We start from the raw sequence: 25,481 nt of genomic DNA on the forward strand, positions 1-25,481 counted from the left end.
CCCTCACCCGACGCCCGCCCCACCGGGCAGCAGGGCCGCCAGCGCCTCGGCCGTCGCCGAGTGCGCGGCCAGGAGCGCCGTGCCCGACGCGGCAGGGGCCGCGGGATCCGACCAGCCGTCCGCGCAGCCCAGCAGCGACGCGACCGCGTCGCACGTGGCCGGGTGGGCGCGGAACAGGACGGCACCCCGGCGACCGCCGGGATCCGCGCGCCGGGTGGGCGCCGGGGTCGCGGGCGCCCGCCACGGCGGCGTCCACGCGTCCAGGTCGGCCGGCCGGTCCGGGAAGGTCCGGCCGGCCTCGCGGACCAGGCGCGGCGCGAGGTCGGCGGCACCGGACCGCAACGTCGTGATCAGCAGCGGCAGCCACGGCAGCAGCACCGTGTCCGGCAGCCGCGCGAAGGCGTTGGACACCGCCTCCACCACCACGTCCGCGAGGCCCGGCACCGGTTCCAGGGCGTGCACGAAGCCGCTGAGGTAGCGCGGGTAGGCCGGCACCGCCAGCGGGTCGGCGAGCAACGCCGCGCACCGCGAACGCAGTTCCTCCCGGGGCAGCACCCCGAGATGCGTCTGCGCCGCCCAGAGCAGGGCCGTCCGCGCCTGGTCCCGCGGGTGCGACTGGGCGACCGCCAGCTCCAGTTGGGCCCGGTCGCAGCCGAGCGACAGCGCCAGGCCCTCCATGCCGAACAGGAAGCCCAGCATCGCCGCGACCTGCCCCACCGTCGCGTCCTCGTCCCGGAACGCCGTCGGCAGCAGCGTGCAGTAGTGCGCGTACCCGGCCTTCACGAAGGACTCGATCCACGCCGGCAGCACCGGTTCGGCGGTGCGGTAGTACGCCAGCAGCCCGCGCACCCGGCGCAGCACCTCCGGCGCGCCCGCCACCCCGCGCTCGGCGCCCAGCACCTTCAGCGCGTGGGCGCCCAGCTCGTCCGCGAGGCGACGGCTGCCCAGGTACAGCACGGCGTCCTCGACGGCGGCCAGCACCCGCGCCGCCGTCGCCTGCTCCCCGTACGCCTCCCGGCGCAGCCGCTGCTCCAGGACCTGCTCGACGCTGACGCCCTCGTAGCCCAGTTCGATCAGGGCCCGCTGGTGGGTGCCGAGCGCGAGGTCCCAGGACTCCTGGATCGACCGTTCGCCGAGGCGCAGCTCGCCCATGATCGGGCGCGCCGCGCCGGCCGGCATGAGGCGCCGCAGCATCCAGAGCAGGTCGGAGCAGGGCCGCAGCTCCGGCCGTCCCGCCATGTCCAGCAACGCCCGCCGCACACCCCGCTGCTGGAGCTGCATGCCCAGCGGCGCGAGGCGGTCGTGCACGTCCCGGGCGAGCGGCGGCAGCGCCTCGTAGCCGACCTTGCCGACCCGGTCGCCGCCCATCATGATCTCGACCAGGCGTCGCACGTCCCGCCGCCCGGGCACGCTGTCCTTCTCGATGCAGGTGACCGCCGCGTCCTGGAAGTCGTACGGCGTCGGTTTGACCCGGTCGCGCATGCCGGCCAGCAGGATCGACGTCTCGAAGACGGCGATCGCGTCGGCGGTGGAGGCCAAGTAGCCGGCTCGGCGGGCGGCGCGCACGATGTCCACGGACCAGCCGAGCAACTCGGCCTCGTCCAGGGCGTCGAGCACGGGTGGCCGGCTCAGGAAGCCCGACAGCCGGTCCGAGGCGGGTGCCCCGGCCGCCACCGGCGCCGGTGGCGCCTTCCTGGCCGCGCTCTTCCTCACCCCCGCCTGCCCCGCAAGCCGGTACGGCCGCACCTTCGTGCGCTTCAGGCTCTTCGCCCACTCCGTCGCCGCGATCGACACCGAGCCCGGGGCCAGCGAGAACTGCGCCTCGATCGCCGCGTGGCTGGACGGGATCAGCCCGTACTGCCAGGTCGTGGCCGTGCGCGGGGAGACCGCGTACGTGTCGCTGCCGTGCACCCCGAACTCCGCGACCCGGCTGGCCGCGTGGAACGCCCCGCACACATACAGGCAGTCCGCCGGGTCGGTGCCGGTCGCCCGCAGGTGCTCGCGCATCCGCGTCCACATGTAGCGCTCGCGCTCCTCGTCCACCCGGACCCGGTCGCCTGCCCCGGGGGCGAGGCGCCGGAACAGGCTGCCGACGAGGAACATCACCTGCCGGTAGGCGTCGTGGCCGCTGTCGCCGAGGGGCACCTCCACGTACTGGTGCCACCACTCCGACCAGTGCCGCACCTTGCCGTGCCGCAGCAGGTGCTCCTCCAGCTCCGCGAAACGCGGTCGCAGGTCGCCGATCTCCACGCCGACGGCCTCACCGTGCAACCCGGCCTCGTCCGTGGCCCGTTCGGAGTCGTCCGGGGCGGCCTCCGGCTCCTGACCGCGGCTGTCCCACTGGAAGACGTGGTCCGCGGAGCGGTCCACGAGGACCAGCTCCACGCCCGGGGTGTCCAGGGCGTACGCGATGGCCTGGTACTCGGCGGACGCCTCGGTGACCGGCGCGACCACCGACAGCGGCGCCCACTCGGCGGGGAAGCCGTCGACGTCGCCCGCGAAGGCCTGCACCGCCACCGGGAGCCGGCAGTTGCGCAGCTCGGTGAGGAGCGGGGCCAGGTCCTCGCACAGCTCCAGGTAGACGACCTTGGGCTGCTTCTCGCGCAGCCGCCGGGCCATGGCCGTCGCCGAGGCCGGCGAGTGGTGGCAGACGGGGAAGATCTCCAAGGGCTCGCGCACCGCCCGGTCGACGTCGTCGACCATGCCGAGCAGGATGCCCTCCAGGGCGTCGGGACCGCCCGCGAACTCGGCCGCCGCCTGCTGGAGCTGCCCGCGCAGCGCGGCGAACGCGCCGCCGCTCTCCGGGGAGGCGGTCACGACAGGGTGGCGATCGCGTCGCGCCCGCCCTCGAGGAACTCCGGCCAGGCGCCGCCCACTTCCTTGCCGCGCGGCTCGACCACCCCGTGCAGGTACTTGTTGAGGATCGCCAGGTCCTCCGGCTCACGGCGGGCCAGCGAGCCGACCAGCGAGGAGGCGAGGGTGCGCGCCGTCAGCGCGCGCTCGCCGAAGAAGGTGCTGTGCAGGACCGCGTCCTCCAGCACGCCGATCTGCTCGGCCGTGGACAGGGCCGACTCCAGCCTCTCGTCGTCGCTGCCGGCCGCGGCGGCGGAGGCGCGCAGGTCGGCGAAGCTCTGCAGCAGCACGTCGAGCAGGGTCGGCGGGACCTCCAGGTCGAGGGAGTGCCGGCGCAGCAGCTCCTCGGTGCGGAAGCGGACGATCTCCGCCTCGCTCTTCTTGTTCGTCACCACCGGGATGCGGACGAAGTTGAAGCGGCGCTTGAGCGCGGACGACAGGTCGTTCACGCCCCGGTCGCGGCTGTTGGCCGTGGCGATGACCGAGAACCCCGGTTTGGCGAAGACGATGTTGTCGCTGCCGCCGCTCTCCAGCTCGGGCACCGAGATGTACTTCTCGGACAGGATGGAGATCAGCGCGTCCTGGACGTCGCTGGTGGACCGGGTCAGCTCCTCGAAGCGGCCGATGGCGCCGGCCTCCATCGCGGTCATGAGGGGGGAGGGGATCATCGACTCCCGCGACTGGCCCTTGGCGATGACCATGGACACGTTCCACGAGTACTTGATGTGGTCCTCGGTGGTGCCGGCCGTGCCCTGCACCACCAGCGTGGAGTTGCGGCTGATCGCGGCGGACAGCAACTCGGCCAGCCAGCTCTTGCCGGTACCGGGGTCGCCGATGAGCAGCAGGCCGCGGTCGGAGGCGAGGGTCACGATGGAGCGCTCCACGAAGCTCCGGTCGCCGAACCACTTCGGGGCGATGTCCCGCTCCAGGCCGTCGGCGCGCTCGGAGCCGAGGACGAACAGGCGGACCATCTTGGGGGAGAGGCGCCAGGAGAACGGCTTGGGACCGTCGTCCACCGACTCCAGCCAGTCCAGCTCCTCGGCGTACTTGATCTCGGCGGGGGCGCGCAGCAGGTCGGACATGTCAGGGCCTTTCGTCAGCCGAGGAAGGTCTTCAGCTCGTGCACGAGCTTCTTGATGTGGCCGGAGATCACCGGCGTGCCCAGGTCCTTGAACCGCTCGCGGAACCACGGGTTGACGCTGCCGCGCCCGGAGCTGGTCACCGACCCGACCGGGATGAACTTCGCGCCCGAGCGGTGGACGGCGGCCATGGACTCGAACAGCTCCTGGCTCCGCCACTCGTAGAAGTCGGAGATCCAGACGACGACCGTGTCGCGCGGCTCGGCGATCTTGGGCTGGGCCAGCGCCATCGCCACGGTGCCGTCGGTGCCGCCGCCGAGCTTGGTGCGCAGCAGCGTCTCGAAGGGGTCCTGCGCCCAGGGCGTGAGGTCGAGCGCCTGCGTGTCGTAGGCGATCAGGTGGACGTCGACCTTGGGCAGGCCGGCGAAGATGGACGCCAGGATGGTGCAGTTGACCATCGAGTCGACCATGGAGCCGGACTGGTCGACCACCACGATCAGCCGCTGCGGCGTCGTCTTGCGCCCGGTGTGCCGGTAGTAGAGGCGGTCGACGTAGAGCCGCTCCTCCGCCGGGCTGTAGTTGGTGAGGTTCTTCCAGATGGTGCGGTCGAGGTCGAGATTGCGGAAGACCCGCTTGGGCGGCACCGAGCGGTCCAGCTCGCCGGCGCTCGCCTTCTCCACCTGGGTGCGCAGCACCTCGGTGAGCTGCTCGACGTAACGCCGGATCAGCGCCTTGGCGTTGGCGAGGGCGACGCCGGAGAGGTTGTCCTTGTCCCGCAGCAACTGCTCGATCAGGGACATGCTCGGGGTGAGCCGGGCGGCCAGGTGCGGGTCGGCCAGCACCTCGCGCAGGTGCATGCGGTGGACGAGGTCGCCCTCGATGGCGGCCAGCTCCGGGCCGATCTCCCGGCTGATCTCCTGGCCGGTCTCCGGTCCGCCGCCGGCTCGGCCGCCGCGCAGCTCACCCGGGCGGCAGCCGAGCGCTCTCTCCAGCCGGTCCGCGTCGGACTGCCAGCGGGACAGCTGCCCGGCGGTGACCGTGCCGGGGCGGGCCGCGAAGACGTTCAGCAGCACTTTCGAGGCGAGCGCGGCGCGCCGCACCTCGGCGGCCCGGTCGCGGACGCCGTCCTCCTCGGGCTCGGGCACCATCAGGCCGTCGAACTCGGCCGCCAGCTCCGGGTGCCGCTGCACGACGGAGTCGACCGAGGCGTCCGGGTCGAGCAGCGCGGGCGGCAGGCCGAGGTCCTCGACCACCGCGAGGCTCACCGACTCCAGGCCGGCCTGCTCCTCGTGGTCGAAGATCCGGGCCAGCAGCCGCCAGTAGAGGACCTGGCGCCGGTTGTCGAGCGCGTCGGACGCTTCGTGTCCGGACGCTTCGTGTGACGTCTCGTCGGTCATTTCCGCAGCAGCTTCCCGGCCCGCTCGCGCAGCACCGTCACGGCGTCGGCGGCGGCCTTCTCGGCGCGTACGCCGGCCTTGTCGGTGGTGCCCCCGGCCCACGCCCCGGCGTGCACGGCGACGCCCTTCCCCCGCACCGTCCGCTCCACGGCTAGCGGCTGGAGGCGGAACTCCCCGGCGTCCCAACGCAGCAGCCCGACACAGGCGCCGGACGCGGCGAGGGCCTCGCGGGTGAGCGGCCCCGCGGCCGGCACCCGGCCGGCGTCGACGGCCAGCCGGTGCCCGGCGAGCAGGAACACCATGCCGTCCGCCCCGTCCTCCACGGCGTACCCCTCCAGGAGGGCGGGCGCCGCGATGCGCGCCGGGTGCCGGTCGAGGGGCGCGACCGGGAACGCCGCGGCGGCGGGCAGCGCCACTCGAGCGGTGGCGAGGGCCTCGGCGGGCTCGCCCGTGCGGGCCCGGTCCTCGTCCCAGACCAGGTCGCCCTCGGCGGTGACCGGCATGGCGTCGAGGTCCACGGCCCGGCCCTCGCCGGCCGCCGCCAGCAGGGACATGTGCGGCCGGAGCAGCTGCCACAGGCCGGCCCCGACCACCGTGTCCGGCTTCGCGGCGGACACCGAGGCCCGCACCAGCCGGGCCGTGCCGCCGTCCGCCGGCTCGAACACGGCGTGCACCTGCGCCTGCACGGCGGTGGCGTGCTCCTGGAGGTCGACGCCGAGCGGCAGAAGCCGGCCGGTCACCGCGCCCACGACCGGCGTACGGGCCGCACCCGGCAGGGTCAGCAGCAGCCCCCGCGACCACAGGTCGGCCCAGCGGCGCGCCGGCACCCGCTCCAGGGCCGACCCGGGGCAGGACGCGGCGAGTTCGGCGGCGAAGCCGTCGAGCAGCACCGCGAGCCGGCGCAGCGCCGGGTCGGGCAGCAACGCGGCGACCACGGGCGCGGCCCCGGCGACGGTGTCGTGGTCGAGGCCCCGCCAGCCGGCCCGGGCCAGCTCGCACAGCCAGCCGCGGGCGGCGGCGAGCAGGTTGCCCGCGGGCCCGGCGCCCGAGGGGCCGGGCTCCCCCGCGGGGGCCTCGACGGGCCGCCCCAGCATCTCCGCCACCCGTTCCGCCAGCGCGTCGTGCACCGAGCCGAGCAGGGCGCAGCGGGCGGCGGCGAGCGCGACGAAGTGGTCCTCGCCCGCGGCAGCGGCGGCCGTCTTCTCGGCGGCCTCGGCGACGCGCGCGGCCAGCGGCGACCCGGCGACGGCGTCCGCCAGCCCCGCGAGGCCGGCCGCTTGTCCGGGCCCGGGTCGCAACAGGCCGCCGGTCAGCGCTTCGTCGAAGCCGTCCACGGCCGCGAGGGCCTCGTCGAGCCCGGCGAGGGGCGCGGTGAGCAGGTCGGCGCGCATCAGGCCACCGCCCGCGTGGTCGGGAACCACTGCATCTCGGCCAAGGGCAAGGTGGAGGCGGGCAGTTCGAGATAGGCGAGCTGGCGCAGGAAGCGGCTGAACACCTGCGCCGCCGCCGAACCGTCGTCCTGCGCGGGCCGGGTGGCCGTCATCGCGCCGATGACCGTCTGCGCGTCGGCCTCCGCCGCGCCGGGGTCCACCTTCAGATAGCGGGCGACGCGCTCACCGCCGTACTGGAGCACCGCCTCGGCCACCAGCGCCCGCAGGTGATTGCAGTACGTGCCGCGCGCGCCACCGCAGGGGCGGTTGTTGTTCGTGCTGCACGCGAAGGCGTACGTCCCCGCAGCCACCGACGACACGTAGACCCGCCCGATGTCCGACCCGCTGGACACCACGCCCTGCAACCGGCCGTCGGCCAGCTCCACGAACGGCACCTTGGCCAGCTTCCGCGCCCGCGCCACCGGCACCACGCGTGCCGTGCTCGACCTCTCCCACACCGACAACGCACCATCTCCCATGCATGCGAAGGGGATTGCTCACGCCACCTCGGCGGAACGAGATCGAACCTAGTGGCACCCACTGACAACGCCGCGGCGCGGGCCGCCGGCTCGCCACAGTCCCGTCACGTCCCGGCCGAACGACCATGTCAGCAGGGCCAGGGCGAGCAGCACCACCCCGGTGTTCCACGGGCGCGGCAGGATCTCGGTGCCCGCCGTCAGCAGCAGCACCCCCTGCAGGGCGGCCACGGTCTTGCGGGCCGTGCTCCGCGGCAGCGGCGCGGTGAGCCAGGGCCAGATCCGCGCCGCGGCGACGAAGGCGTACCGCATCGCGCCGATCAGCAGCACCCAGGCGCCCAGGTCCAGGGCGACGTGCACGCTCAGGACCAGGATGAGGAAGGCGTCCACCTCCATGTCGAAGCGCGCCCCCAGCGGGGAGCAGGTGCCCGTGCGCCGGGCGACCCGGCCGTCCACGCCGTCCAGGACCAGCGCCACCGCCGTCAGGCCGACCAGCGGCGGCACCGGGGACCCGCCGGGCAAGGAGTCCGCCACCAGCGCGGTGACCCCGCCGACCAGGACCGCCCGGCCCAGCGTCACCCGGTTGGCCGGGCCGAAGGAGCGCAGTCCGGACCGGCGCAGCGCCCGCGCGAGCACCGCCCACGTCGCGCACGCGAACGCCAGCCCGGTCAGCCAGCCGGCCGCGCCCAGGCCGAGCGGGGTGCGGAGCAGCATCAGGAGGAGCAGTTGCGCGCCCATCCCGACGGCCGCCTCCTGCTGGACGGAACCCGCCCGGTACGTGTGGTTCAGGGCCACGGAACATCCTCCGGCCGTGTGACAGAGTCGATCGACGCCGCCGCCCGAGGGGGCGCGGCCTGCCCTCGGTACGCGGGCGGCTTCCCGACCGTTCAGGAGGAGTGCGATGACACGGACGGCCCGCGCGTTCTGGCTCGACGCCCCCGGCCGGGGCGCCATCCGCGACGTCGACCTGCCCGCGCCCGGACCCGACGAGGTCCTGGTACGCACGCGGTACAGCGCCGTCAGCCGGGGCACCGAGACCCTCGTCTTCGACGGCCGGGTGCCCGAGAGCCAGCACGCGGTGATGCGCGCCCCGTTCCAGGACGGCGACTTCCCCGCACCGGTGAAGTACGGCTACCTCAGCGTCGGCGTGGTCGAGGAGGGCCCGGCCGCGCTCACCGGCCGCACCGTCTTCTGCCTCTACCCGCACCAGACCCGCTACGTGGTCCCCGCCTCCGCCGTCACCCCCGTACCCGCGTCCGTGCCGCCCGCCCGCGCCGTCCTGGCCGGCACCGTGGAGACCGCCGTCAACGCGGTGTGGGACGCGGCGCCGCTGCTCGGCGACCGGGTCACCGTGGTTGGCGGCGGCATGGTCGGCTGCTCGGTCGCCGCGCTCCTCGCCCGCTTCCCCGGCGTCAGCGTGCAGCTCGTGGACACCGACCCGGCCCGCGCCGCGACCGCCGAGGCGCTCGGCGCCGGCTTCGCCACGCCCGCCGACGCCCTGACCGGCCGCGACCTCGTCGTGCACGCCAGCGCCACCGAGCGGGGCCTCGCCCGGTCCCTGGAGCTGCTGCGCCCTGAGGGCACCGTCGTGGAGCTGAGCTGGTACGGGGACCGGCCCGTCGCGCTGCCGCTCGGCGAGACCTTCCACTCCCGGCGGCTCACCCTGCGCGCCAGCCAGGTCGGCACCGTCTCCCCGGCGCGCGCGGCGACCCGCACCCACGCCGACCGGCTCGCCCTCGCCCTCGACCTGCTCGCCGACCCCGCCCTCGATACGCTGATCACCGGCGAGTCCGCGTTCGCCGACCTGCCGGACGTGCTCCCCGCGCTGGCCGCCGGACGGCTGCCGGCCCTGTGCCACCGCATCCGATACGACGCCGCCGACTGAACACCACACGGGACCCGGCCGTACTGGACGGCAACCGGACCGCCCGGCGGCGGCCCGGACGGACAGAAGCGCCACACCTGGAGGACGCCGTTGTTCAGCATCACCGTCCGCGACCACCTGATGATCGCCCACAGCTTCCGCGGCGAGGTCTTCGGGCCCGCCCAGCGGCTGCACGGAGCGACGTTCCTGGTCGACGCCACCTTCCGGCGCGAGCAGCTGGACGAGGACAACATCGTGGTCGACATCGGCCTGGCCACCCGGGAGCTGGGCGCGATCGTCGGCGAGTTGAACTACCGCAACCTGGACGACGAGCCGGCCTTCGCGGGCGTGAACACCTCCACGGAGTACCTGGCCAAGGTCGTCGCCGACCGGCTCGCCGAGCGCGTCCACGACGGCGCGCTCGGCGAGGGCGCCCGGGGCCTCACCGGCCTCGGCGTCACGCTGCACGAGTCGCACGTCGCCTGGGCGAGCTACGAGCGTGCGCTGTGACGCCCGCCCCGACCCGCGCCGCCCCGAAGACCGCGAGCGGCACCGACACCCACCCCGGACCGCCCATGTCCCTGCGCGATGTGCACTTCGTCATGCCGGGCGGCGTGGACGACCCGGCCGCGCCGAGCGGCGGCAACGCCTACGACCGGCGCGTCACCCTCGACCTGCCCGGCTTCGGCTGGCGGGTGCGCCGCCTCCCGGTGACCGGCGACTGGCCCGGGCCCGACGCCGCCGCGCGCGCCGAACTCGCCGAGCGCCTCGGCCGGCTGCCGGACGGCGCGGTCGTCCTCCTCGACGGGCTGGTGGCCTGCGGTGTGCCCGAGGTCGTCGTCCCGCAGGCGCGGAGGCTGCGCACCGCCGTGCTCGTCCACCTCCCGCTCGGCGACGAGACCGGCCTCGACCCGGCCACGGCCGCCGAACTCGACGCCCGGGAGCGCGAGGTGCTCCGCGCCGTCCCGGCCGTCGTCGCCACCAGCGACTGGGCGGTCCGCCGCCTGATCGCACACCACGGCCTCGACCCCGGCCGGGTCCACGAGGCCGCCCCCGGCGCGGACATCGCGCCCCTCGCGCCCGGCACCGACGGCGTCTCCCGGCTGCTGTGCGTCGCCGCGGTCACCCCGCGCAAGGGACAGCACCGGCTGGTGGAGGCCCTGGCCGCGGCTCCGCACCTGCCCTGGACCTGCGTTTGCGTCGGCGCGCTCACCCAGGACCCCGGCTACGTCGCCGAGCTGCGCGCCCTGATCGCCCGGCACGGCCTCACCGACCGGCTGGTCCTTGCCGGCCCGAAGTCCGGCGCCGACCTGGACGCCGAGTTCGCCGCCGCCGACCTGATGGTCCTCACCTCCTACGCCGAGACCTACGGCATGGCGGTGACCGAGGCCCTCGCCCGCGGCATCCCGGTGCTGGCCACGGACGTCGGCGGCCTGCCCGAGGCGCTCGGCCGCGCCCCCGACGGCGGGGTGCCCGGCATCCTCGTGCCACCGGAGGACCCCGCCGCGCTCGCCGCCGAACTGCGCGGCTGGTTCGGCGAACCCGACGTGCGGCGCCGCCTGAGGGCCGCCGCCCGCGCCCGTCGAGCCGCCCTCACCGGCTGGGCGGCCACCGCGCGGAGCCTCGCGGCCGTCCTGGCCGGCCTGCCGGCCCCCACCGGCGGAACGGCGGCGATGACATGAGACCGGCAACCGAACCGGCCGACCTTCCCCGCTACGCCCCCGACTGGCTCCGCCTGCGCGAACCCGCCGACGCCGCCGCCCGCGCCCGCGAACCCCTGGACGCCCTGCGCGAGCGCCTCACCGGCCCCCGGCTCACCGTGCACGACCTCGGCAGCGGCACCGGCTCCATGGGCCGCTGGCTCGCCCCGCGGCTCCCCGGCCCCCAGCACTGGGTCCTGCACGACCGCGACCCCCACCTGCTGGGCCTCGCCGCGGCCTCCGCGCCCCGCACCGCCGCCGACGGCGCCCCCGTCACCATCGAGACCCGGCGGGGCGACCTGGCCCGCCTCACCCCCGACGCGCTGGCCGGCGCCTCCCTCGTGACCGCCTCCGCGCTCCTCGACGTCCTCACCGCCGAGGACGTCGGCGCCCTCGCCCGCGCCTGCGCCGGGGCGGGCTGCCCGGCGCTGCTGACCCTCTCCGTCGCCGGCCGCGTCGACCTGACACCGGCCGACCCGCTGGACGGGCAGCTCGCCGCCGCGTTCAACGCCCACCAGCGGCGCGGCGGACTGCTGGGCCCGGACGCGGTCGCCGTCGCGGCGGACGCCTTCGCCGGGTACGGCGCCACCGTGCGGGTGCACGCCAGCCCCTGGCGGCTGGGCCCGGACCAGGCCGCGCTCACCGAGGAGTGGCTGCGCGGCTGGGTCGGCGCCGCCGTCGAGCAGCGCCCCGAGCTGGCCGGCCGGGCGGAGGACTACCTCCGGGACCGCCTCGCCGCCTGCCGCGCCGGTGCGCTGCGGGTCGTCGTCCACCACAGCGACCTGCTGGCCCGGGGCGGCGCCACATGAGCGCCGCCCCACGCCTGCGCCGCCGCCTCGGCACCCTCGCCGGCGCGGCCCTGCTCGGCGTCCTGGTGTGGCGGCTGGGGACCGGCGCGCTGCTCGACGGGGTGCGCGGCCTCGACGCGGTCACGCTGGCGGCGGCGCTGGGCATCGGCCTGGTCACCACGGTGTGCAGCGCGTGGCGGTGGGCCCTGGTCGCCCGGGGCCTCGGCATCCGGCTGCCGCTCGGCGCGGCCGTCGCCGCCTACTACCGCGCCCTGTTCCTGAACGCGGCCCTGCCCGGCGGCGTCCTCGGCGACGTGCACCGCGCGGTGCGGCACGGCAGGGACGCGGGGGACCTGGGCCGGGCCGTACGGGCCGTGGTCCTCGAACGGGCGGCGGGCCAACTCGCGCTGCTCGTCGTCGGCGCCGGGGTGCTGCTCACCCTGCCGTCCCCGGTGCCGGCCACCGCCCGGCACCTCGCGCCGTGGGCCGGGGCGGCCGTCCTGGGCGCGCTCGCCGTCGTCCTGCTCCTGAGAAGGCGCGCGGGCGCGGCGCGGGAGGCGCTGGGAGCCGTCCGCCGGGACTGGCCGGGGATCGCGGCGGCCTCGGTCGTCGTCCTGGCCGGCCACCTCGCCACCTTCGCCCTCGCCGCGCGGGCCGCCGGCAGCACCGCCTCCCCGGCCGTGCTGGCGCCGCCCGCCGTCCTCGCCCTGCTCGCCATGGCGCTGCCGCTCAGCGTCGGCGGCTGGGGCCCGCGCGAGACCGTCACCGCCTGGGCGTTCGGCGCTGCCGGGCTCGGCGCGGCCAACGGGCTCGGGGTGTCCGTGGCGTACGGGGTGCTCGGGCTCGTGGCGAGCCTGCCGGGCGCCGCCGTCCTGCTCGCTGGCCGGCGCGCCGGCGCGGGCGTGCCGCGTCAGGGGCGCCCCGCCTCGCCGGTCAGCAGCGCGAAGTACCCGGCGAAGGACTCCGCGAGGCTCGCGAGCAGCGCCGCGCCCTTCTCCGCCGTGCCGAGGGAAGGACGCCCGATGACGCCGGAGTCGGTGTAGGCCGCCATGCCGAGGGAGAGCAGATGACGCCGGTCGTCCGCGACGTGGTCGGCCGCCTCGTAGCCGGGGCGGACCTGGTCCGGGTGCGCGTGCAGCAGTACGGAGGTCTCGATCTCCCCGGCGTGCATGTCGGTGAGCAGCGAGGTCGCCAGCCCCGCCCGCTGCCGCGCCGCCTCCCAGTCCTCCGGCGCCGGGAAGAGCGCCATGCGCTCACCGCGCGCGGTGGCCTCCTGGACGACGTTGCCGAGCACGTAGTTGCCGCCGTGCCCGCCCACCACCACGAGCGCCGCCACGCCCGAGCGGCGCAGCGAGTCGGCCACGTCCCGGACCACGGCGTACAGGGTGGGCGCGGAGACGCTGACGGTGCCCGGCCAGTCCGCGTGCTCGTGCGAGCAGCCGATCGTCACCGGCGGCAGCGGGTGCACCGGATACGCGGCGGCGATCTCCCGGGCCACCGCGCACGCCACCAGCGTGTCGGTGGCGAGCGGCAGATACGGGCCGTGCTGCTCGAAGCTTCCCACCGGCAGCACCGCCACCTGCCGTGCCGCCCCGGCGCCCCGCCGGCGCACGTCCTCCGTGGTGTCCGACGGCAGCAGCGCACCATCCATGTCCGCACGGCCCTTCGTCTCAGGTCGTCCCAGGTGAGGAACGCGAGCATCATGACAGACACCTCCGGCATCCTCGGCGGAAACGCGGCTCGGCGCACGGACGTGGAGCGCGTCGTGGAGGCGCCGCTGCCCACCGCGCACGGGCCGTTCCGCGCCGTCGGCTACTTCGACCACGAACGCGGCATCGAGCAGGTCGCCCTGGTGCACGGCGACCTCGCGGCCGAGAACGCGCTCGTGCGGCTGCACTCGGAGTGCCTGACCGGGGACGCCTTCGGCTCCCGGCACTGCGAGTGCGGCGACCAACTCGCCGCCGCCCTCGGTGCGGTGGCCGCCGAGGGCGCCGGCGCGGTGGTGTACCTGCGCGGCCACGAGGGACGCGGCATCGGCCTGCTCGCCAAGCTGCGCGCGATGGCCCTCCAGGCGGACGGCCTGGACACGGTGGAGGCCAACCTCGCCCAGGGGCTGCCGGTGGACGCCCGGGACTACGGCGTGGCCGCCCGCATCCTGGCCGACCTGGGCGTCCGGTCGGTGCGCCTGATGTCCAACAACCCGCGCAAGGCGGAGGCGTTGGAGCGGCACGGCATCCGGGTCGCCGAGCGGGTGCCGCTGCTGATCGCGCCCTGCGAGAGCAACATCACCTACCTGCGCACCAAGCGCGAACGCCTCGACCACGTCCTGCCCCACCTGGACGCGGTCGCGGACATGTAGTCCTAGCCGCGGCTCACCGTCCGCGTGAGGCCGGCGATCACGGTGGTCGCCAGGATCCAGCCCGTGACGATCAGGACGTAGGACAGCGTCCGGTACCAGCCGAGCGGCGCGAAGGCGCCCTCCTGCCCGAAGGAGATCACCGGCAGCAGCAGGTCCAGGGTGTAGAAGACCGGGTCGAACTCCGGGGCCTCGGCGGGCTTCAGGGGCGGCGGCGGATGCACCCGGTACACCGCCGAGCCGACCGCGAGCAGCGACAGCAGCCAGATCCCGGCCCGCAGCGGGCGGAAGCCGTAGCCGACCGTGGCGTCCTGGAGGTACCCCCACAGACGGGCGTACCACGGCAGGGTGCGCCGGTGCCGTCGCTGCTTGGCCAGCTGCACCCGGCGGGCCGCGTCCTCGTCGCCGATCCGGCGGTAGGCGGCGGTCAACTGCTCGTAGGTGAAGGGCAGGTACGGGTCGGGGCCGCGCTCCAGCATCGGCAGCCGGCGCGCGGCGGGCTCGTGCGGGAGGAGGGAGGTGTAGGTCAGGTCGTTGACGTACACCTCGTCCGGCAGCACCTCCGGCTCCACGAACAGCACGTCGAGGCGGGTGCGCCGCAGGTTGAGGGATCCCTTCACCACCGGGCCCTGGCGCAGCCAGAGTTCGCCGATCTCGGAGCTGCTCGCCCGAAGGGCGATGCCGCCGGGGTTGCTCAGCAGGGCGTGGGACAGATCGAGCCGCCCCGCTATCCGCGCCCCGCGCAGCTCGCACCGCCCCCGCAGCTCCGCCCGCCGCAGCAGCACGTCGGCGTCGGCGGTCAGCGTCTCGGCGTACAGAGCCGAACCACCGGCGTGGTCGAGGACCGCCTCGGCGAGGTTGACCGTCCCGGTGACCCGGATCCCGGTCAGCCGTGCCTCCCCGCGCACCCGCAGCCCCGGCGCCCACAGGTCGGCGCCGAGCACGGCCTGGTTCAGCTGGAGCGCCGGCACCGTCTCGTCCGGCGCGTCCACGCGCACGCTCTCCAGGTACAGGCTGCCGCTCACCTCCGCCCCGCCGAGCCGCACCGGTCCGTGGCAGCGGGCCCTGGTCAGGCGCAGTGCGCCGTCCACCCGGGCCGCGTGCGCGACCAGACCCGGCAGCACCGACTCGCTCAGGTTGACCTCGCGCAGGCGGCCGGCGTACAGCCGGGGCGGCTCCTCGAAGTGGCAGTGCCGCAGCCGCACCGGGTCCTCGACACTCGCGTACGACAGGTCGAGGCGGCCGCTGATCCGCGCACCGGCCACGTCGAGCGCCGGGATCTCCCCGTCCTGGCGCGGCCCGTCGAGCAGCAGCGCCCGCAGCACGGCGGCGCGCACGCTGCGTCCGGCGCCCCAGCCGGCGCCGTCGGCCGCGTCCTCGTCGTCGGCGGTGCGGAAGTCCACGTGCGCGCCGGTGGCGTAGGCCCGCCACACCCGCGTCTCGGCCGGTGTCAGATCGGTGATCTCCATCAGCGAAGGACTCTGTCCCGCCCCCGGGCGGTACGTCAACGCCCCCGCCCGGCACGGCCGGACGGGGGCGCGGACGCCGAACCAGGGGCGTTACTTCTTGGCCGCCTCCACCGCGTGGCCGCCGAACTGGTTGCGCAGCGCGGCGATCATCTTCATCTGCGGGGAGTCGTCCTGCCGGGAGGCGAAGCGGGCGAACAGCGAGGCCGTGATGGCCGGCAGCGGCACCGCGTTGTCGATGGCCGCCTCGACCGTCCAGCGGCCCTCGCCGGAGTCCTCCGCGTAGCCGCGCAACTTGTCCAGCTGCGGGTCCTCGTCCAGGGCGTTGACCGCGAGGTCGAGCAGCCAGGAGCGGATGACGGTGCCCTCCTGCCAGGAGCGGAAGACCTCGCGGACGTTGTCCACGGAGTCGACCTTCTCGAGCAGCTCCCAGCCCTCGGCGTACGCCTGCATCATGGCGTACTCGATGCCGTTGTGGACCATCTTGGAGAAGTGCCCGGCGCCGACCTTGCCCGCGTGGACGTAGCCGTAGGGGCCCTCGGGCTTGAGGGCGTCGAAGATGGGCTTGAGGGAGGTGACCGTCTCCTCCTCGCCGCCCACCATCAGCGCGTAGCCGTTCTTCAGGCCCCACACGCCGCCGGAGACGCCGGCGTCCACGAAGTTGACGCCGCGCGCGGCCAGCTCCTTGGCGTGCTTCTCGTCGTCCGTCCAGCGGGAGTTGCCGCCGTCGATGACCGTGTCGCCGTGCTTGAGCAGGGCGCCCAGCTGGTCGATGACGTTCTGCGTGGCGGCGCCCGCCGGGACCATCACCCACACCGCACGCGGCCGTTCCAGCTGGTCGACCAGCTCGACCAGGCTCTCGACGTCGGCCTTCTCCGGGTTGGTGTCGTAACCGACGACGGTGTGACCGGCGTTGCGCAGGCGGTCGCGCATGTTGGCGCCCATCCTGCCCAGGCCGACAAGACCGATCTGCATGTCAGTGCTCTCCCTTGAGTTCGCGGTAGGCGGCCACCAGCGCGGCCGTTGAGGGGTCGAGGCCGGGGACGTCCGCGCCCTCGCTGAGGGCGGGCTCGACGCGCTTGGCGAGGACCTTGCCCAGTTCGACGCCCCACTGGTCGAAGGAGTCGATGTTCCACACGGCGCCCTGCACGAACACCTTGTGCTCGTACAGCGCGATCAGCTGGCCGAGGACCGAGGGGGTCAGCTCGCGGGCGAGGATCGTGGTCGTCGGGTGGTTGCCGTGGAAGGTCTTGTGCGGGACCAGTTCCTCGGGCACGCCCTCGCCGCGGACCTCGTCGGGCGTCTTGCCGAAGGCGAGGGCCTGGGTCTGGGCGAAGAAGTTGGCCATCAGCAGGTCGTGCTGGCCCTTGAGCCCCTCGCTCAGCTCCTCGACCGGGCGGGCGAAGCCGATGAAGTCGGCCGGGATCAGCTTGGTGCCCTGGTGGATGAGCTGGTAGTAGGCGTGCTGCCCGTTGGTGCCGGGCGTGCCCCACACCACCGGCCCCGTCTCCCACTCCACCGGGCGCCCGTCGCGCTGCGTGGACTTGCCGTTGGACTCCATGTCGAGCTGCTGGAGGTAGGCGGTGAACTTCGACAGGTAGTGCGAGTACGGCAGCACCGCGTGCGTCTGCGCGTCGAAGAAGTTGCCGTACCAGATGCCCAGCAGGCCGAGCAGCAGCGGGGCGTTGGCCTCCGGCTCGGCGTTCCGGAAGTGCTCGTCGACGATGCGGAAGCCGTCGAGCATCTCCCGGAAGCGGTCCGGGCCGATGGCGATCATCAGGGAGAGGCCGATCGCCGAGTCGTAGGAGTAGCGCCCGCCGACCCAGTCCCAGAACTCGAACATGTTCTCGGTGTCGATGCCGAAGTCGGTGACCTTCTCCGTGTTGGTCGACAGCGCCACGAAGTGCTTGGCGACGGCCGCGTCGTCCTTGAGCCCGTCAAGGAGCCAGGTGCGGGCCGAGGTGGCGTTGGTGATCGTCTCGATGGTGGTGAAGGTCTTGGACGCCACGATGAACAGCGTCTCCGCCGGATCCAGGTCCCGGACCGCCTCGTGCAGGTCCGCGCCGTCCACGTTGGAGACGAAGCGGAAGACCATCTCGCGGTCGGTGTAGGAGCGCAGCACCTCGTAGGCCATCGCCGGGCCGAGGTCGGAGCCGCCGATGCCGATGTTGACGACGTTGTGGATGCGCCGGCCGGTGTAGCCGGTCCAGTCGCCGGAGCGCACGCGGTCCGCGAAGCCGGCCATCTTGTCGAGCACGGCGTGCACCTTGGGCACCACGTTCTCGCCGTCGACCTCGACCACCGCGTCCCGGGGCGCGCGCAGCGCGGTGTGCAGCACCGCCCGGTCCTCGGTCAGGTTGATCTTCTCGCCGCGGAACATCGCGTCCCGCAGCCCGGCGACGCCGGTGGCGGCGGCCAGCTCCTGGAGCCGGGCCAGCGTCTCGTCGGTGATCAGGTGCTTGGAGTAGTCGATGCGCAGGTCGCCGACGCGCACCACGTACCGCTCGGCGCGGCCGGGGTCCTCGGCGAACAGCTCGCGCAGGCTCGGCCGCTGGAGCGCCTCGGCGCGGTGGTCCTCAAGCGCGGCCCACTCCGGGCGCCGGGTCAGCTCGGGGGTGTCAGACATGGACAGGGGTCTCCTCGGTGGCCTCGCCGCGCAGGGCGACGGCGTACATCTCGTCGGCGTCGAGGCGCCGCAGCTCCTCGGCGATCAATTCTGAGGTGGTGCGGACCTTCAGCGCGAGCGACCGCGGCGGCTGCCCGGGCAGGGTCAGCGTGGCCAGCGGGCCCTCCGGCCGGTCGATGACGATCTCACCGCCGGCGGTGCCCAGGCGTACGGCGGTGACCACCGGGCCCTCGGTGACCACCCGGTCGACGCTCACCCTGAGGCGGGCCTCCAGCCAGCGGGCCAGCAGCTCCGCGGCCGGGTTGTCCGCCTCGGCCTCGACGGCCGCCGAGGTCACCGGCACCCGGGCCTGGTCCAGGGCCGCCGCCAGCATCGAGCGCCACAGGGTCAGCCGGGTCCAGGCCAGGTCGGTGTCGCCGGGCGCGTAGGTGCGCACCCGGCGGGCGAGCACCTCCATCGGGCGGTCCACCGCGTACAGGTCGGTGATCCGGCGCTGGGCCAGCGCGCCCAGCGGGTCCTTGGCCGGGTCGTCCGGGGCGTCCACCGGCCACCAGACCACCACCGGGGCGTCGGGGAGCAGCAGCGGCAGCACGACCGAGTCGGCGTGCTCGGAGACCTCGCCGTACATGCGCAGCACCACCGTCTCGCCGGTGCCCGCCTCCGAGCCGACCCGCACCTCGGCGTCCAGGTGGGAGCGGGTGCGCTCGCGCAGGTTGCGGGTCTGCCGCTTGATGACGACCAGGGTCCGCGAGGGGTGCTCGTGCGAGGCCTCCTCGGCGGCCTTTATGGCGTCGTAGGCGTTCTCCTCGTCCGTGACGATCACCATCGTCAGGACCATGCCCACCGCGGGCGTGCCGATGGCGCGGCGGCCCTGCACCAACGCCTTGTTGACCTTGCTTGCCGTGGTGTCGGTCAGGTCGATCCTCATGGCCTGCGCCAGCTCCGTCCGTCTCGTGCGAGCATCTCGTCGGCTTCCTTCGGACCCCAGCCGCCCGAGTCGTACTGCGCGGGCCGGCCGTGCGTGGCCCAGTACTCCTCGACCGGATCGAGGATCCGCCAGGACTCCTCGACCTCCTGGTGGCGCGGGAAGAGGTTCGCGTCGCCGAGCAGCACGTCCAGGATGAGCCGTTCGTACGCCTCCGGGCTGGACTCGGTGAACGACTCGCCGTAGGCGAAGTCCATCGAGACGTCCCGGATCTCCATCGACGTGCCCGGCACCTTGGAGCCGAACCGCACCGTCATGCCCTCGTCCGGCTGGACGCGGATCACGATGGCGTTCTCGCCCAGCTCCTCGGTCGCCGTGGAGTCGAAGGGGGAGTGCGGGGCGCGCTGGAAGACCACCGCGATCTCCGTCACCCGGCGGCCGAGCCGCTTGCCGGTGCGCAGGTAGAAGGGCACGCCCGCCCAGCGCCGGTTGTCGATGCCGAGCTTCACGGCGGCGTAGGTGTCGGTGCTGGAGGACGGGTCGATGCCCTCCTCCTCCAGGTACCCCGGCACCTGCTCGCCGCCCTGCCAGCCGGCCGCGTACTGGCCACGCACGGTGTGCTCGCCGAGGCCGTCCGGCAGCCGCACCGCCTTCAGCACCTTCAGCTTCTCGGTCAGCAGCGAGGCCGCGTCGAAGGAGGCGGGCTCCTCCATCGCGGTCAGCGCGAGCAGCTGGAGGAGGTGGTTCTGGATGACGTCGCGGGCGGCGCCGATGCCGTCGTAGTAGCCGGCCCGGCCGCCGATGCCGATGTCCTCGGCCATGGTGATCTGCACGTGGTCGACGTAGGACCGGTTCCAGATCGGCTCGTACATCTGGTTGGCGAAGCGCAGCGCCAGGATGTTCTGGACGGTCTCCTTGCCCAGGTAGTGGTCGATGCGGAAGACCTGCTCGGGGTCGAAGACCTCGTGCACCAGCGCGTTCAGCTCCCGGGCGCTGGCCAGGTCGCGGCCGAACGGCTTCTCGATCACCGCGCGGCGCCAGGAGCCCTCCGGGGCGTCCGCCAGGCCGTGCTTCTTGAGCTGCCGGACGACCTTCGGGAAGAACTTCGGCGGCACCGAGAGGTAGAAGGCGTAGTTGCCGCTGGTGCCACGGGAGGCGTCCAGCTCCTCGACCGCGTCGTGCAGCGCCTTGAAGGCGGTGTCGTCGTCGAAGTCGCCCGGGATGAAGCGCATGCCCTCGGAGAGCTGCTGCCACACCTCCTCGCGGAAGGTGGTGCGCGCGTGCTCCTTGACCGCGTCGTGCACCACCTGCGCGAAGTCCTGGTCCTCCCAGTCCCGGCGGGCGAAGCCCACCAGGGAGAAGCCCGGCGGCAGCAGACCCCGGTTGGCGAGGTCGTACACGGCCGGCATCAGCTTCTTGCGGGACAGGTCGCCGGTGACGCCGAAGATGACCAGCCCGGAGGGGCCCGCGATGTGCGGCAGCCGGCGGTCGTCCGGGTCGCGCAGCGGATTGCTCCAGTCGAGCGGCGTGGCGGCTTCGTCGGCGGCCTTCTCCTTCTTCGCCGCGGCCGTGTCCTTGCCGGCCGGCTTCGCCGTGCGGGCCCGGCCGCGGGCCGGCGCCTTGCCTCCCTCGGCCTTGCCCGCGCCCCGGGCGGCGGCGGACTTCTCCGCCCGCTCGGCCTGCTCGGTGTGCTGCGTCCCGGCGGCCTCCTCGGCCGCCCGCGCCTCCTTGGCCTCCTTCGTCGCCTTCGTCTCACGACCCGCCGTGGCGGGCTGCTCCTCACTCATTCCCCGTCAACTCCCTTGTCGTCCAGCGACTTCGTCACCGCGTCGAGCAGGTCCTGCCACGCCTGTTCGAACTTGGCCACGCCCTCCTGCTCCAACTGCTCCACCACCTCGCCGTAGGAGACACCGAGCCGCTCCACCGCCGCCAGGTCCGCCCTTGCCTGGGCGTACCCACCGGTGACCGTGTCACCCCGGACCACGCCGCGCTCGGCGGTGGCGGCCAGGGTGGCCTCCGGCATCGTGTTCACGGTGCCGGGAGCGACCAGCTCCTCCACGTACAGGGTGTCCCGATATGCGGGGTCCTTCACACCGGTGGACGCCCACAGGGGGCGCCGGCGGTGCGCGCCCGTCCCGGCGAGGGCGGTGAAGCGGTCCCCGCCGAAGGCTTCCTCGTACGCCTCGTACGCCTCGTGCACCGGGCGCAGCACGTCGGCGGCGGCACGCACGTCGGCGGTGGTCATCATCCGCGCGGTCGTGGGTGCTCGGTTCACAGTGCTCATCTTCTTCAAGAAATCCTCGATGCGGGCGTCGTACCCGGTCTGACATGTTCAAACTTAAAAGTCTGACTTTTGAGGATGAAGGTCGGGGTGTGCCAGCCTGTGGTGAAAGTGGGACACCACCGGGCGCGGACGCGCCCGGCCGCACGGCGCGAGAAGGACATGGCGGACGAACACGAACAAGACGACGGCGGGATCAGAACCTTCCCCTTCCCGGTCGATCGCAGCCTCCTCGGTGTCGGCATGCAGGTGGGCCCGATGAGCGGTGGCCGCGCCTGGCACACGCATGCCCCGCTGCGCGGGGTGCACCGTATCGACTTCCACATCGTGATGCTCTTCACCGGCGGCCCGGTCCGGCACATGATCGACTTCACCGAGTACGAGGCGCGCGCCGGCGACCTGCTCTGGATCCGGCCCGGGCAGGTGCACCGCTTCTCCCCGGACGGCGCGTACCGCGGCACCGCGCTCACCATGCAGCCCGGCTTCCTGCCCCGCGCCACCGTCGAGGCCGCAGGCCTCTACCGCTACGACCTGCCGCCGCTGCTCCGCCCCGACCCGGCCCGGCTTGCCGCGCTCACCGCGGCCCTCGACCAGCTGCGCCGCGAGTACGAGGACGCCACCACGCTGCCGCTCAGCCTGCACACCGCGGTGCTGCGGCACACGCTCTCCGCGTTCCTGCTGCGCCTCGCCCACCTCGCCGCGAGCTCGGCCGAGGCGGCGCGGGGGAGGCGGTCGGACACCGCCTTCACCCTGTTCAGGGACGCGGTGGAGCGGGACTTCGCCACGAATCACAGCGTCAGCGCGTATGCGGACGCGCTCGGGTACTCCCGGCGGACGCTGGTCCGGGTGGTGCGGGCCGCGACCGGGTCGACCCCCAAGGGGTTCATCGACCACCGGGTCGTGCTGGAGGCCAAGCGGCTCCTGGCCCACACGGATCTGCCCATCGCGCGGGTCGGTGCGGCGATCGGCTTTCCCGACCCGGCCAACTTCTCCAAGTTCTTCCACCAGCACACGGCGCATACGCCTGCGGCGTTCCGGGCGGAACTCCGGTGACGGGGGTGGCGGTGCTTCGTCGGGTGCGGGTGCGTCGTGGTTGCTCGCGCAGTTCCCCGCGCCCCTGAAAAGCCTCTGGGGTGCGGGGAACTGCGCGGAACCACCCGTGTCAGTGGGCGAAGGTGAACCAGTTGACGTTCACGAAGTCCGACGGCTGGCCGCTGGTGAAGGTCAGGTAGACGTCGTGGGTGCCCGTCACGCCGGAGATGTTGGCCGGCACCGTGCGCCAGTTCTGCCAGCCACCCGTGTTGCCGACCGCGAAGCTGCCGACGGGGGCGTTGGAGCGGCTGTCGAGGCGGACCTCGACCAGGCCGCTGACGCCGCCGCCCGCGCCGCTCGCGACCCGCGCGCTGAACTGCCGGGCCGCGCTGGAGCCGAAGTTGACGCCCTTGTACTGGACCCAGTCGCCGTTCGCCAGCGCGCCCAGGTTCTTGCCGCCGCCGGTGTCCGTGGTGGTCTCCGTCATCGTGCCGGCCTGGGCGTCGTAGGACTCGGCCTGGAGGGTGCCGTAGGCGTCGCGGTTGCCGGTCGGCGGGGGAGTGGTGCCGCCGCCCCCGGAGGTGAGCACCTGGACGTAGTCCACCAGCATCGGGTGCCCCGGCACGGTCGCGCCGTCCGGGCCGCCGCCGTAGGCGCCCGGGAAGCCGCCGCCCATCGCGACGTTCAGGATGACGTAGTAGCCGTGGTTGGTGGCGTTCGCCCAGGTCGTCGCGTCGACCTGATTGGCGCGCACGGTGTGGTAGTTGACCCCGTCGACGTAGAAGCGCAGCTCCTCGACGGCCGTCGAGCGGTCCCACTCCACCCGGTAGGTGTGGAAGCCGGCCTGGCAGGTGGTGCCGGGGCAGGGGGTGTTGCCGCCGATGCCGGTGGTCTCGTTGCAGGGGCCGCCGGGCGAGGTGCCGCAATGGAGCGTGGCCCAGACGGTGTTGAGACCCTGGACGTTCTCCATGATGTCGATCTCGCCGACGCTCGGCCAGTTCCAGTAGTTGCCCCGGTAGGGGCCGCCCAGCATCCAGAACGCCGGCCAGTAGCCGCGCGCCGCGGCGCCCGTGACGTTCGGCATCTGGACGCGCGCCTCCACGCGCAGCTTGCCGCCGGCCGGGGGCTGGAAGTCGGTGCGTCTGGTCTCGATCCGGCCCGAGGTCCAGTTGCCGGCGCCGTCGCGCCGGGGCGTGATGCGCAGGTTGCCGCCGCCGTCGAGGGAGACGTTGTCCGTGCTGGTGGTCATCGTCTCGATCTCCCCTGTGCCCCAGTTGGCGGCGCCGCCGGGGTAGGAGGTGCCGGTCGCGTACTGCCAGTTGGCCGTGTTCACGCCGGAGCCGGCCGCGCCGTCGAAGTCGTCGGCGAAGACCTGCGTCCAGCCGGACGGGGGCGGGGGAGCGGCGGCGCCGGCGGACGGGCCGGTGACGGCGGCGGCAGCGGCGAGGGTGAGCGCGCCGACGGCGGCGAGCAGGGCCCGGCGCAGCGGGCGTGAGCGGGCAGGGGTGCGGGTGGTCTCGGTCATGTGGGGCTTGCCTCTCCGGTGCGGGTGGGGGTGCGCGACGCGTTGAGAGCGCTCTCAGACGGGACTGCGGTCAATGTGCTCCCGGCGCGACGGGCCGTCAAGACGTGAAGCCGAGAAAGCGGCGACCGGGCCCCCGAGTTCATCCCGTGAAAGCCGCGAACGGGCCGCGAACATGCCGAACCGGACGGTCCCGCGCCGGACGCGTGTCATGATCGGCGGAAGCCGACAGTGCTGGTGCCCGACCGGAGAGGACGCGGACGTGAGGCTGACGATTCTGGGCGGCGGCGGATTCCGCGTGCCGCTGGTGTACGGGGCGCTCCTCGCCGACCGCGGCGCGGGCCGGGTGACCCGCGTCGTCCTGCACGACGTCGACGCCGCCCGCCTCGACGCGATGACCCGGGTGCTCGCCGAGCAGGCCGCCGGCGTACCGGACGCCCCCGAGGTCGCCGCCACCACCGACCTGGACGAGGCGCTCACCGGCGCCGGCTTCGTCTTCTCCGCGATCCGCGTCGGCGGCCTGGCCGGCCGCGCCGAGGACGAGCGGGTGGCGCTCGCCGAGGGCGTCCTCGGCCAGGAGACCGTCGGCGCCGGCGGCATCGCCTACGGCCTGCGCACCGTCCCCGTCGCCGAGGACATCGCGCGCCGGGTGGCCCGCCTCGCCCCCGACGCCTGGGTCATCAACTTCACCAACCCGGCAGGGCTGGTCACCGAGGCCATGTCACGCCACCTCGGCGACCGCGTCATCGGCATCTGCGACTCCCCGGTCGGCCTCGGGCGCCGCGTCGCCCGGGCGCTCGGCGCCGACCCGGACCGGGCCCAGGTCGACTACGTCGGCCTCAACCACCTCGGCTGGGTCCGCGCCCTGCGCGTCGACGGCCGCGACCAGCTGCCCCGGCTCCTTGCCGACCCCGCGCTGCTCGGCTCCTTCGAGGAGGGCCGCCTCTTCGGCGCCGACTGGCTGGCCGCGCTGGGCGCGATCCCCAACGAGTACCTGCACTACTACTACTTCGACCGCGAGGCCGTCCGCGCCTACCGGGAGGCCGACCGCACCCGCGGCGCCTTCCTGCGCGACCAGCAGCACGGCTTCTACGCGGCGATGCGCGACCCGGCCGCCCCCGCCCTCGCCACCTGGGACCGCACCCGCGCCGAGCGCGAGGCCACCTACATGGCGGAGAACCGCGAGACGGCCGGCGCCGGCGAGCGCGAGCCGGAGGACCTCTCCGGCGGCTACGAGAAGATCGCCCTCGCCCTGATGCGGGCCGTCGCCCGCGACGAGCGCACCACCCTGGTCCTCAACGTCCGCAACCGCGGCACCCTCGCCGCCCTCGACGCCGACGCCGTGATCGAGGTGCCCTGCCTGGTCGACGCCAACGGCGCCCACCCCCTCGCCGCCGATCCGCTGCCCGCGCACGCCGCCGGCCTGGTCACCGCCGTCAAGGCGGTCGAGCGCGAGGTGCTCGAAGCGGCCCGCACCGGCTCCCGCGCCGCCGCGCTGCGCGCCTTCGCCCTGCACCCGCTGGTCGACTCCGTCACGGTCGCCCGCCGCCTCCTCGACGGCTACGCCCGTGCCCACCCCGGCCTGGCCCACCTGCGCTGAGTGGCCCTTGTGGGGTGGCGCCGGGGTGTGATCTCGTGACCTCGGACGGCCACGGCCCACGGGGGTCCGGCCGGGAGGGGCGGGGG

The 25,481-nt window shown here is 74.3% G+C and carries 21 protein-coding genes and 1 pseudogene; 8 read left to right on the top strand and 14 right to left on the bottom strand.

The annotated features are described in order from the left end of the window. Positions 1–3: 3 nt before the first annotated feature. Genes ACGFZL_RS17955 through ACGFZL_RS17980 form a run of 6 tightly spaced genes read right to left on the bottom strand, consistent with a single transcriptional unit; the run spans position 4 to position 8,030 of the window. Positions 4–2,817: a hypothetical protein gene (locus ACGFZL_RS17955; protein ID WP_393692737.1), complete on the bottom strand. Its 2,814-nt coding sequence runs from the start codon at positions 2,815–2,817 to the stop codon at positions 4–6. Next, positions 2,814–3,935, bottom strand: coding sequence for an AAA family ATPase (locus ACGFZL_RS17960; RefSeq protein WP_355170408.1), 1,122 nt, complete (start codon positions 3,933–3,935; stop codon positions 2,814–2,816). The genes ACGFZL_RS17955 and ACGFZL_RS17960 overlap by 4 nt, the downstream gene beginning before the upstream one ends. A 14-nt stretch (positions 3,936–3,949) precedes the next feature. Next, positions 3,950–5,329 (bottom strand): VWA domain-containing protein, encoded by a 1,380-nt coding sequence (locus tag ACGFZL_RS17965; protein WP_393692739.1) that lies wholly within the window; start codon positions 5,327–5,329, stop codon positions 3,950–3,952. Beyond that, the gene (locus ACGFZL_RS17970; RefSeq protein WP_393692741.1) at positions 5,326–6,720 is read right to left on the bottom strand and encodes a hypothetical protein; all 1,395 of its coding nucleotides are present in this window, start codon (positions 6,718–6,720) and stop codon (positions 5,326–5,328) included. The genes ACGFZL_RS17965 and ACGFZL_RS17970 overlap by 4 nt, the downstream gene beginning before the upstream one ends. Further along, complete coding sequence (locus ACGFZL_RS17975) at positions 6,720–7,238, bottom strand: hypothetical protein (RefSeq protein WP_355170414.1); 519 nt, start codon at positions 7,236–7,238, stop codon at positions 6,720–6,722. Before ACGFZL_RS17975 ends, ACGFZL_RS17970 begins: the two co-directional genes overlap by 1 nt. Positions 7,239–7,286: 48 nt before the next feature. Beyond that, positions 7,287–8,030, bottom strand: a complete 744-nt coding sequence (locus ACGFZL_RS17980) for a CDP-alcohol phosphatidyltransferase family protein (RefSeq protein ID WP_393692743.1) — start codon at positions 8,028–8,030, stop codon at positions 7,287–7,289. 106 nt (positions 8,031–8,136) lie between these two features. Between ACGFZL_RS17980 and ACGFZL_RS17985 the strand changes: the two genes are divergently transcribed. The 5 genes and pseudogenes from ACGFZL_RS17985 to ACGFZL_RS18005 all read left to right on the top strand — a co-directional run. Next, positions 8,137–9,120 carry a dehydrogenase gene (locus ACGFZL_RS17985; protein WP_393692745.1) on the top strand — a complete coding sequence of 328 codons (984 nt, stop codon included), beginning with the start codon at positions 8,137–8,139 and terminating at the stop codon, positions 9,118–9,120. Positions 9,121–9,210: 90 nt separating this feature from the next. Next, the gene (locus ACGFZL_RS17990) at positions 9,211–9,609 is read left to right on the top strand and encodes a 6-carboxytetrahydropterin synthase (protein WP_355170420.1); all 399 of its coding nucleotides are present in this window, start codon (positions 9,211–9,213) and stop codon (positions 9,607–9,609) included. 65 nt (positions 9,610–9,674) lie between these two features. Beyond that, positions 9,675–10,781, top strand: a complete 1,107-nt coding sequence (locus ACGFZL_RS17995; RefSeq protein ID WP_393692959.1) for a glycosyltransferase family 4 protein — start codon at positions 9,675–9,677, stop codon at positions 10,779–10,781. After that, positions 10,700–11,608, top strand: a complete 909-nt coding sequence (locus ACGFZL_RS18000; RefSeq protein WP_393692961.1) for a hypothetical protein — start codon at positions 10,700–10,702, stop codon at positions 11,606–11,608. Before ACGFZL_RS17995 ends, ACGFZL_RS18000 begins: the two co-directional genes overlap by 82 nt. Beyond that, a pseudogene (locus ACGFZL_RS18005) lies at positions 11,605–12,390 on the top strand (lysylphosphatidylglycerol synthase transmembrane domain-containing protein); the annotation flags it as partial. The gene ACGFZL_RS18000 and the pseudogene ACGFZL_RS18005, both read left to right, overlap by 4 nt. Positions 12,391–12,497: 107 nt before the next feature. Here the strand turns inward: ACGFZL_RS18005 and ACGFZL_RS18010 are convergent. Beyond that, a complete protein-coding gene (locus ACGFZL_RS18010) occupies positions 12,498–13,238 on the bottom strand; it encodes a creatininase family protein (protein ID WP_393692747.1) in 741 nt (246 codons plus the stop codon). A 51-nt stretch (positions 13,239–13,289) separates the two neighbouring features. On the opposite strand from ACGFZL_RS18010, the gene ribA reads away from it, so the two are divergent. Next, positions 13,290–13,946: a GTP cyclohydrolase II gene (gene ribA, locus ACGFZL_RS18015; RefSeq protein ID WP_393692749.1), complete on the top strand. Its 657-nt coding sequence runs from the start codon at positions 13,290–13,292 to the stop codon at positions 13,944–13,946. Positions 13,947–13,948: 2 nt separating this feature from the next. Here ribA and ACGFZL_RS18020 read toward each other — a convergent pair whose 3' ends face one another. From ACGFZL_RS18020 to ACGFZL_RS18045, 6 genes are all read right to left on the bottom strand, one after another. Beyond that, positions 13,949–15,412, bottom strand: coding sequence for a membrane-associated oxidoreductase (locus tag ACGFZL_RS18020; protein ID WP_393692751.1), 1,464 nt, complete (start codon positions 15,410–15,412; stop codon positions 13,949–13,951). 90 nt (positions 15,413–15,502) lie between these two features. Beyond that, entirely contained in the window at positions 15,503–16,384 is an 882-nt protein-coding gene (gene gnd, locus ACGFZL_RS18025) for a phosphogluconate dehydrogenase (NAD(+)-dependent, decarboxylating) (RefSeq protein WP_355170432.1), read from the bottom strand. 1 nt (position 16,385) lies between these two features. Continuing rightward, complete coding sequence (pgi, locus tag ACGFZL_RS18030) at positions 16,386–18,035, bottom strand: glucose-6-phosphate isomerase (protein ID WP_393692753.1); 1,650 nt, start codon at positions 18,033–18,035, stop codon at positions 16,386–16,388. Further along, positions 18,028–18,963, bottom strand: a complete 936-nt coding sequence (opcA, locus tag ACGFZL_RS18035; protein ID WP_393692755.1) for a glucose-6-phosphate dehydrogenase assembly protein OpcA — start codon at positions 18,961–18,963, stop codon at positions 18,028–18,030. Before opcA ends, pgi begins: the two co-directional genes overlap by 8 nt. Then, positions 18,960–20,747, bottom strand: a complete 1,788-nt coding sequence (gene zwf / locus ACGFZL_RS18040; protein WP_393692757.1) for a glucose-6-phosphate dehydrogenase — start codon at positions 20,745–20,747, stop codon at positions 18,960–18,962. The genes opcA and zwf overlap by 4 nt, the downstream gene beginning before the upstream one ends. Beyond that, positions 20,744–21,244, bottom strand: coding sequence for a transaldolase family protein (locus ACGFZL_RS18045; protein ID WP_393692759.1), 501 nt, complete (start codon positions 21,242–21,244; stop codon positions 20,744–20,746). The genes zwf and ACGFZL_RS18045 overlap by 4 nt, the downstream gene beginning before the upstream one ends. A 159-nt stretch (positions 21,245–21,403) precedes the next feature. Between ACGFZL_RS18045 and ACGFZL_RS18050 the strand changes: the two genes are divergently transcribed. Continuing rightward, on the top strand, positions 21,404–22,294 hold the full coding sequence (locus ACGFZL_RS18050) for a helix-turn-helix domain-containing protein (RefSeq protein ID WP_393692761.1): 891 nt from the start codon (positions 21,404–21,406) through the stop codon (positions 22,292–22,294). 109 nt (positions 22,295–22,403) lie between these two features. Here the strand turns inward: ACGFZL_RS18050 and ACGFZL_RS18055 are convergent, their stop codons facing one another. Next, positions 22,404–23,798 carry a glycoside hydrolase family 16 protein gene (locus ACGFZL_RS18055; protein WP_355170442.1) on the bottom strand — a complete coding sequence of 465 codons (1,395 nt, stop codon included), beginning with the start codon at positions 23,796–23,798 and terminating at the stop codon, positions 22,404–22,406. 259 nt (positions 23,799–24,057) lie between these two features. Between ACGFZL_RS18055 and ACGFZL_RS18060 the strand changes: the two genes are divergently transcribed. After that, entirely contained in the window at positions 24,058–25,395 is a 1,338-nt protein-coding gene (locus tag ACGFZL_RS18060; protein ID WP_393692763.1) for a 6-phospho-beta-glucosidase, read from the top strand. Positions 25,396–25,481: the final 86 nt, after the last annotated feature.

Origin of the sequence: Streptomyces sp. NPDC048182 (assembly GCF_043202555.1) — a bacterium.
GTDB lineage: Bacteria > Actinomycetota > Actinomycetes > Streptomycetales > Streptomycetaceae > Streptomyces.

Excerpts from the sequence above, each read along its gene's own strand:
- ACGFZL_RS17970 (WP_393692741.1), bottom strand. The coding sequence starts at position 6,720 with ATGCGCGCCGACCTGCTCACCGCGCCCCTCGCCGGGCTCGACGAGGCC.
- ACGFZL_RS18010 (WP_393692747.1), bottom strand. The coding sequence starts at position 13,238 with ATGGATGGTGCGCTGCTGCCGTCGGACACCACGGAGGACGTGCGCCGG.
- gnd (WP_355170432.1), bottom strand. The coding sequence starts at position 16,384 with ATGCAGATCGGTCTTGTCGGCCTGGGCAGGATGGGCGCCAACATGCGC.
- ACGFZL_RS18045 (WP_393692759.1), bottom strand. The coding sequence starts at position 21,244 with ATGAGCACTGTGAACCGAGCACCCACGACCGCGCGGATGATGACCACC.
- ACGFZL_RS18050 (WP_393692761.1), top strand. The coding sequence starts at position 21,404 with ATGGCGGACGAACACGAACAAGACGACGGCGGGATCAGAACCTTCCCC.
- ACGFZL_RS17960 (WP_355170408.1), bottom strand. The coding sequence starts at position 3,935 with ATGTCCGACCTGCTGCGCGCCCCCGCCGAGATCAAGTACGCCGAGGAG.
- ACGFZL_RS17975 (WP_355170414.1), bottom strand. The coding sequence starts at position 7,238 with ATGGGAGATGGTGCGTTGTCGGTGTGGGAGAGGTCGAGCACGGCACGC.
- opcA (WP_393692755.1), bottom strand. The coding sequence starts at position 18,963 with ATGAGGATCGACCTGACCGACACCACGGCAAGCAAGGTCAACAAGGCG.
- ACGFZL_RS17995 (WP_393692959.1), top strand. The coding sequence starts at position 9,675 with ATGTCCCTGCGCGATGTGCACTTCGTCATGCCGGGCGGCGTGGACGAC.
- ACGFZL_RS17985 (WP_393692745.1), top strand. The coding sequence starts at position 8,137 with ATGACACGGACGGCCCGCGCGTTCTGGCTCGACGCCCCCGGCCGGGGC.
- ribA (WP_393692749.1), top strand. The coding sequence starts at position 13,290 with ATGACAGACACCTCCGGCATCCTCGGCGGAAACGCGGCTCGGCGCACG.
- zwf (WP_393692757.1), bottom strand. The coding sequence starts at position 20,747 with ATGAGTGAGGAGCAGCCCGCCACGGCGGGTCGTGAGACGAAGGCGACG.
- pgi (WP_393692753.1), bottom strand. The coding sequence starts at position 18,035 with ATGTCTGACACCCCCGAGCTGACCCGGCGCCCGGAGTGGGCCGCGCTT.
- ACGFZL_RS17965 (WP_393692739.1), bottom strand. The coding sequence starts at position 5,329 with ATGACCGACGAGACGTCACACGAAGCGTCCGGACACGAAGCGTCCGAC.
- ACGFZL_RS18020 (WP_393692751.1), bottom strand. The coding sequence starts at position 15,412 with ATGGAGATCACCGATCTGACACCGGCCGAGACGCGGGTGTGGCGGGCC.
- ACGFZL_RS18055 (WP_355170442.1), bottom strand. The coding sequence starts at position 23,798 with ATGACCGAGACCACCCGCACCCCTGCCCGCTCACGCCCGCTGCGCCGG.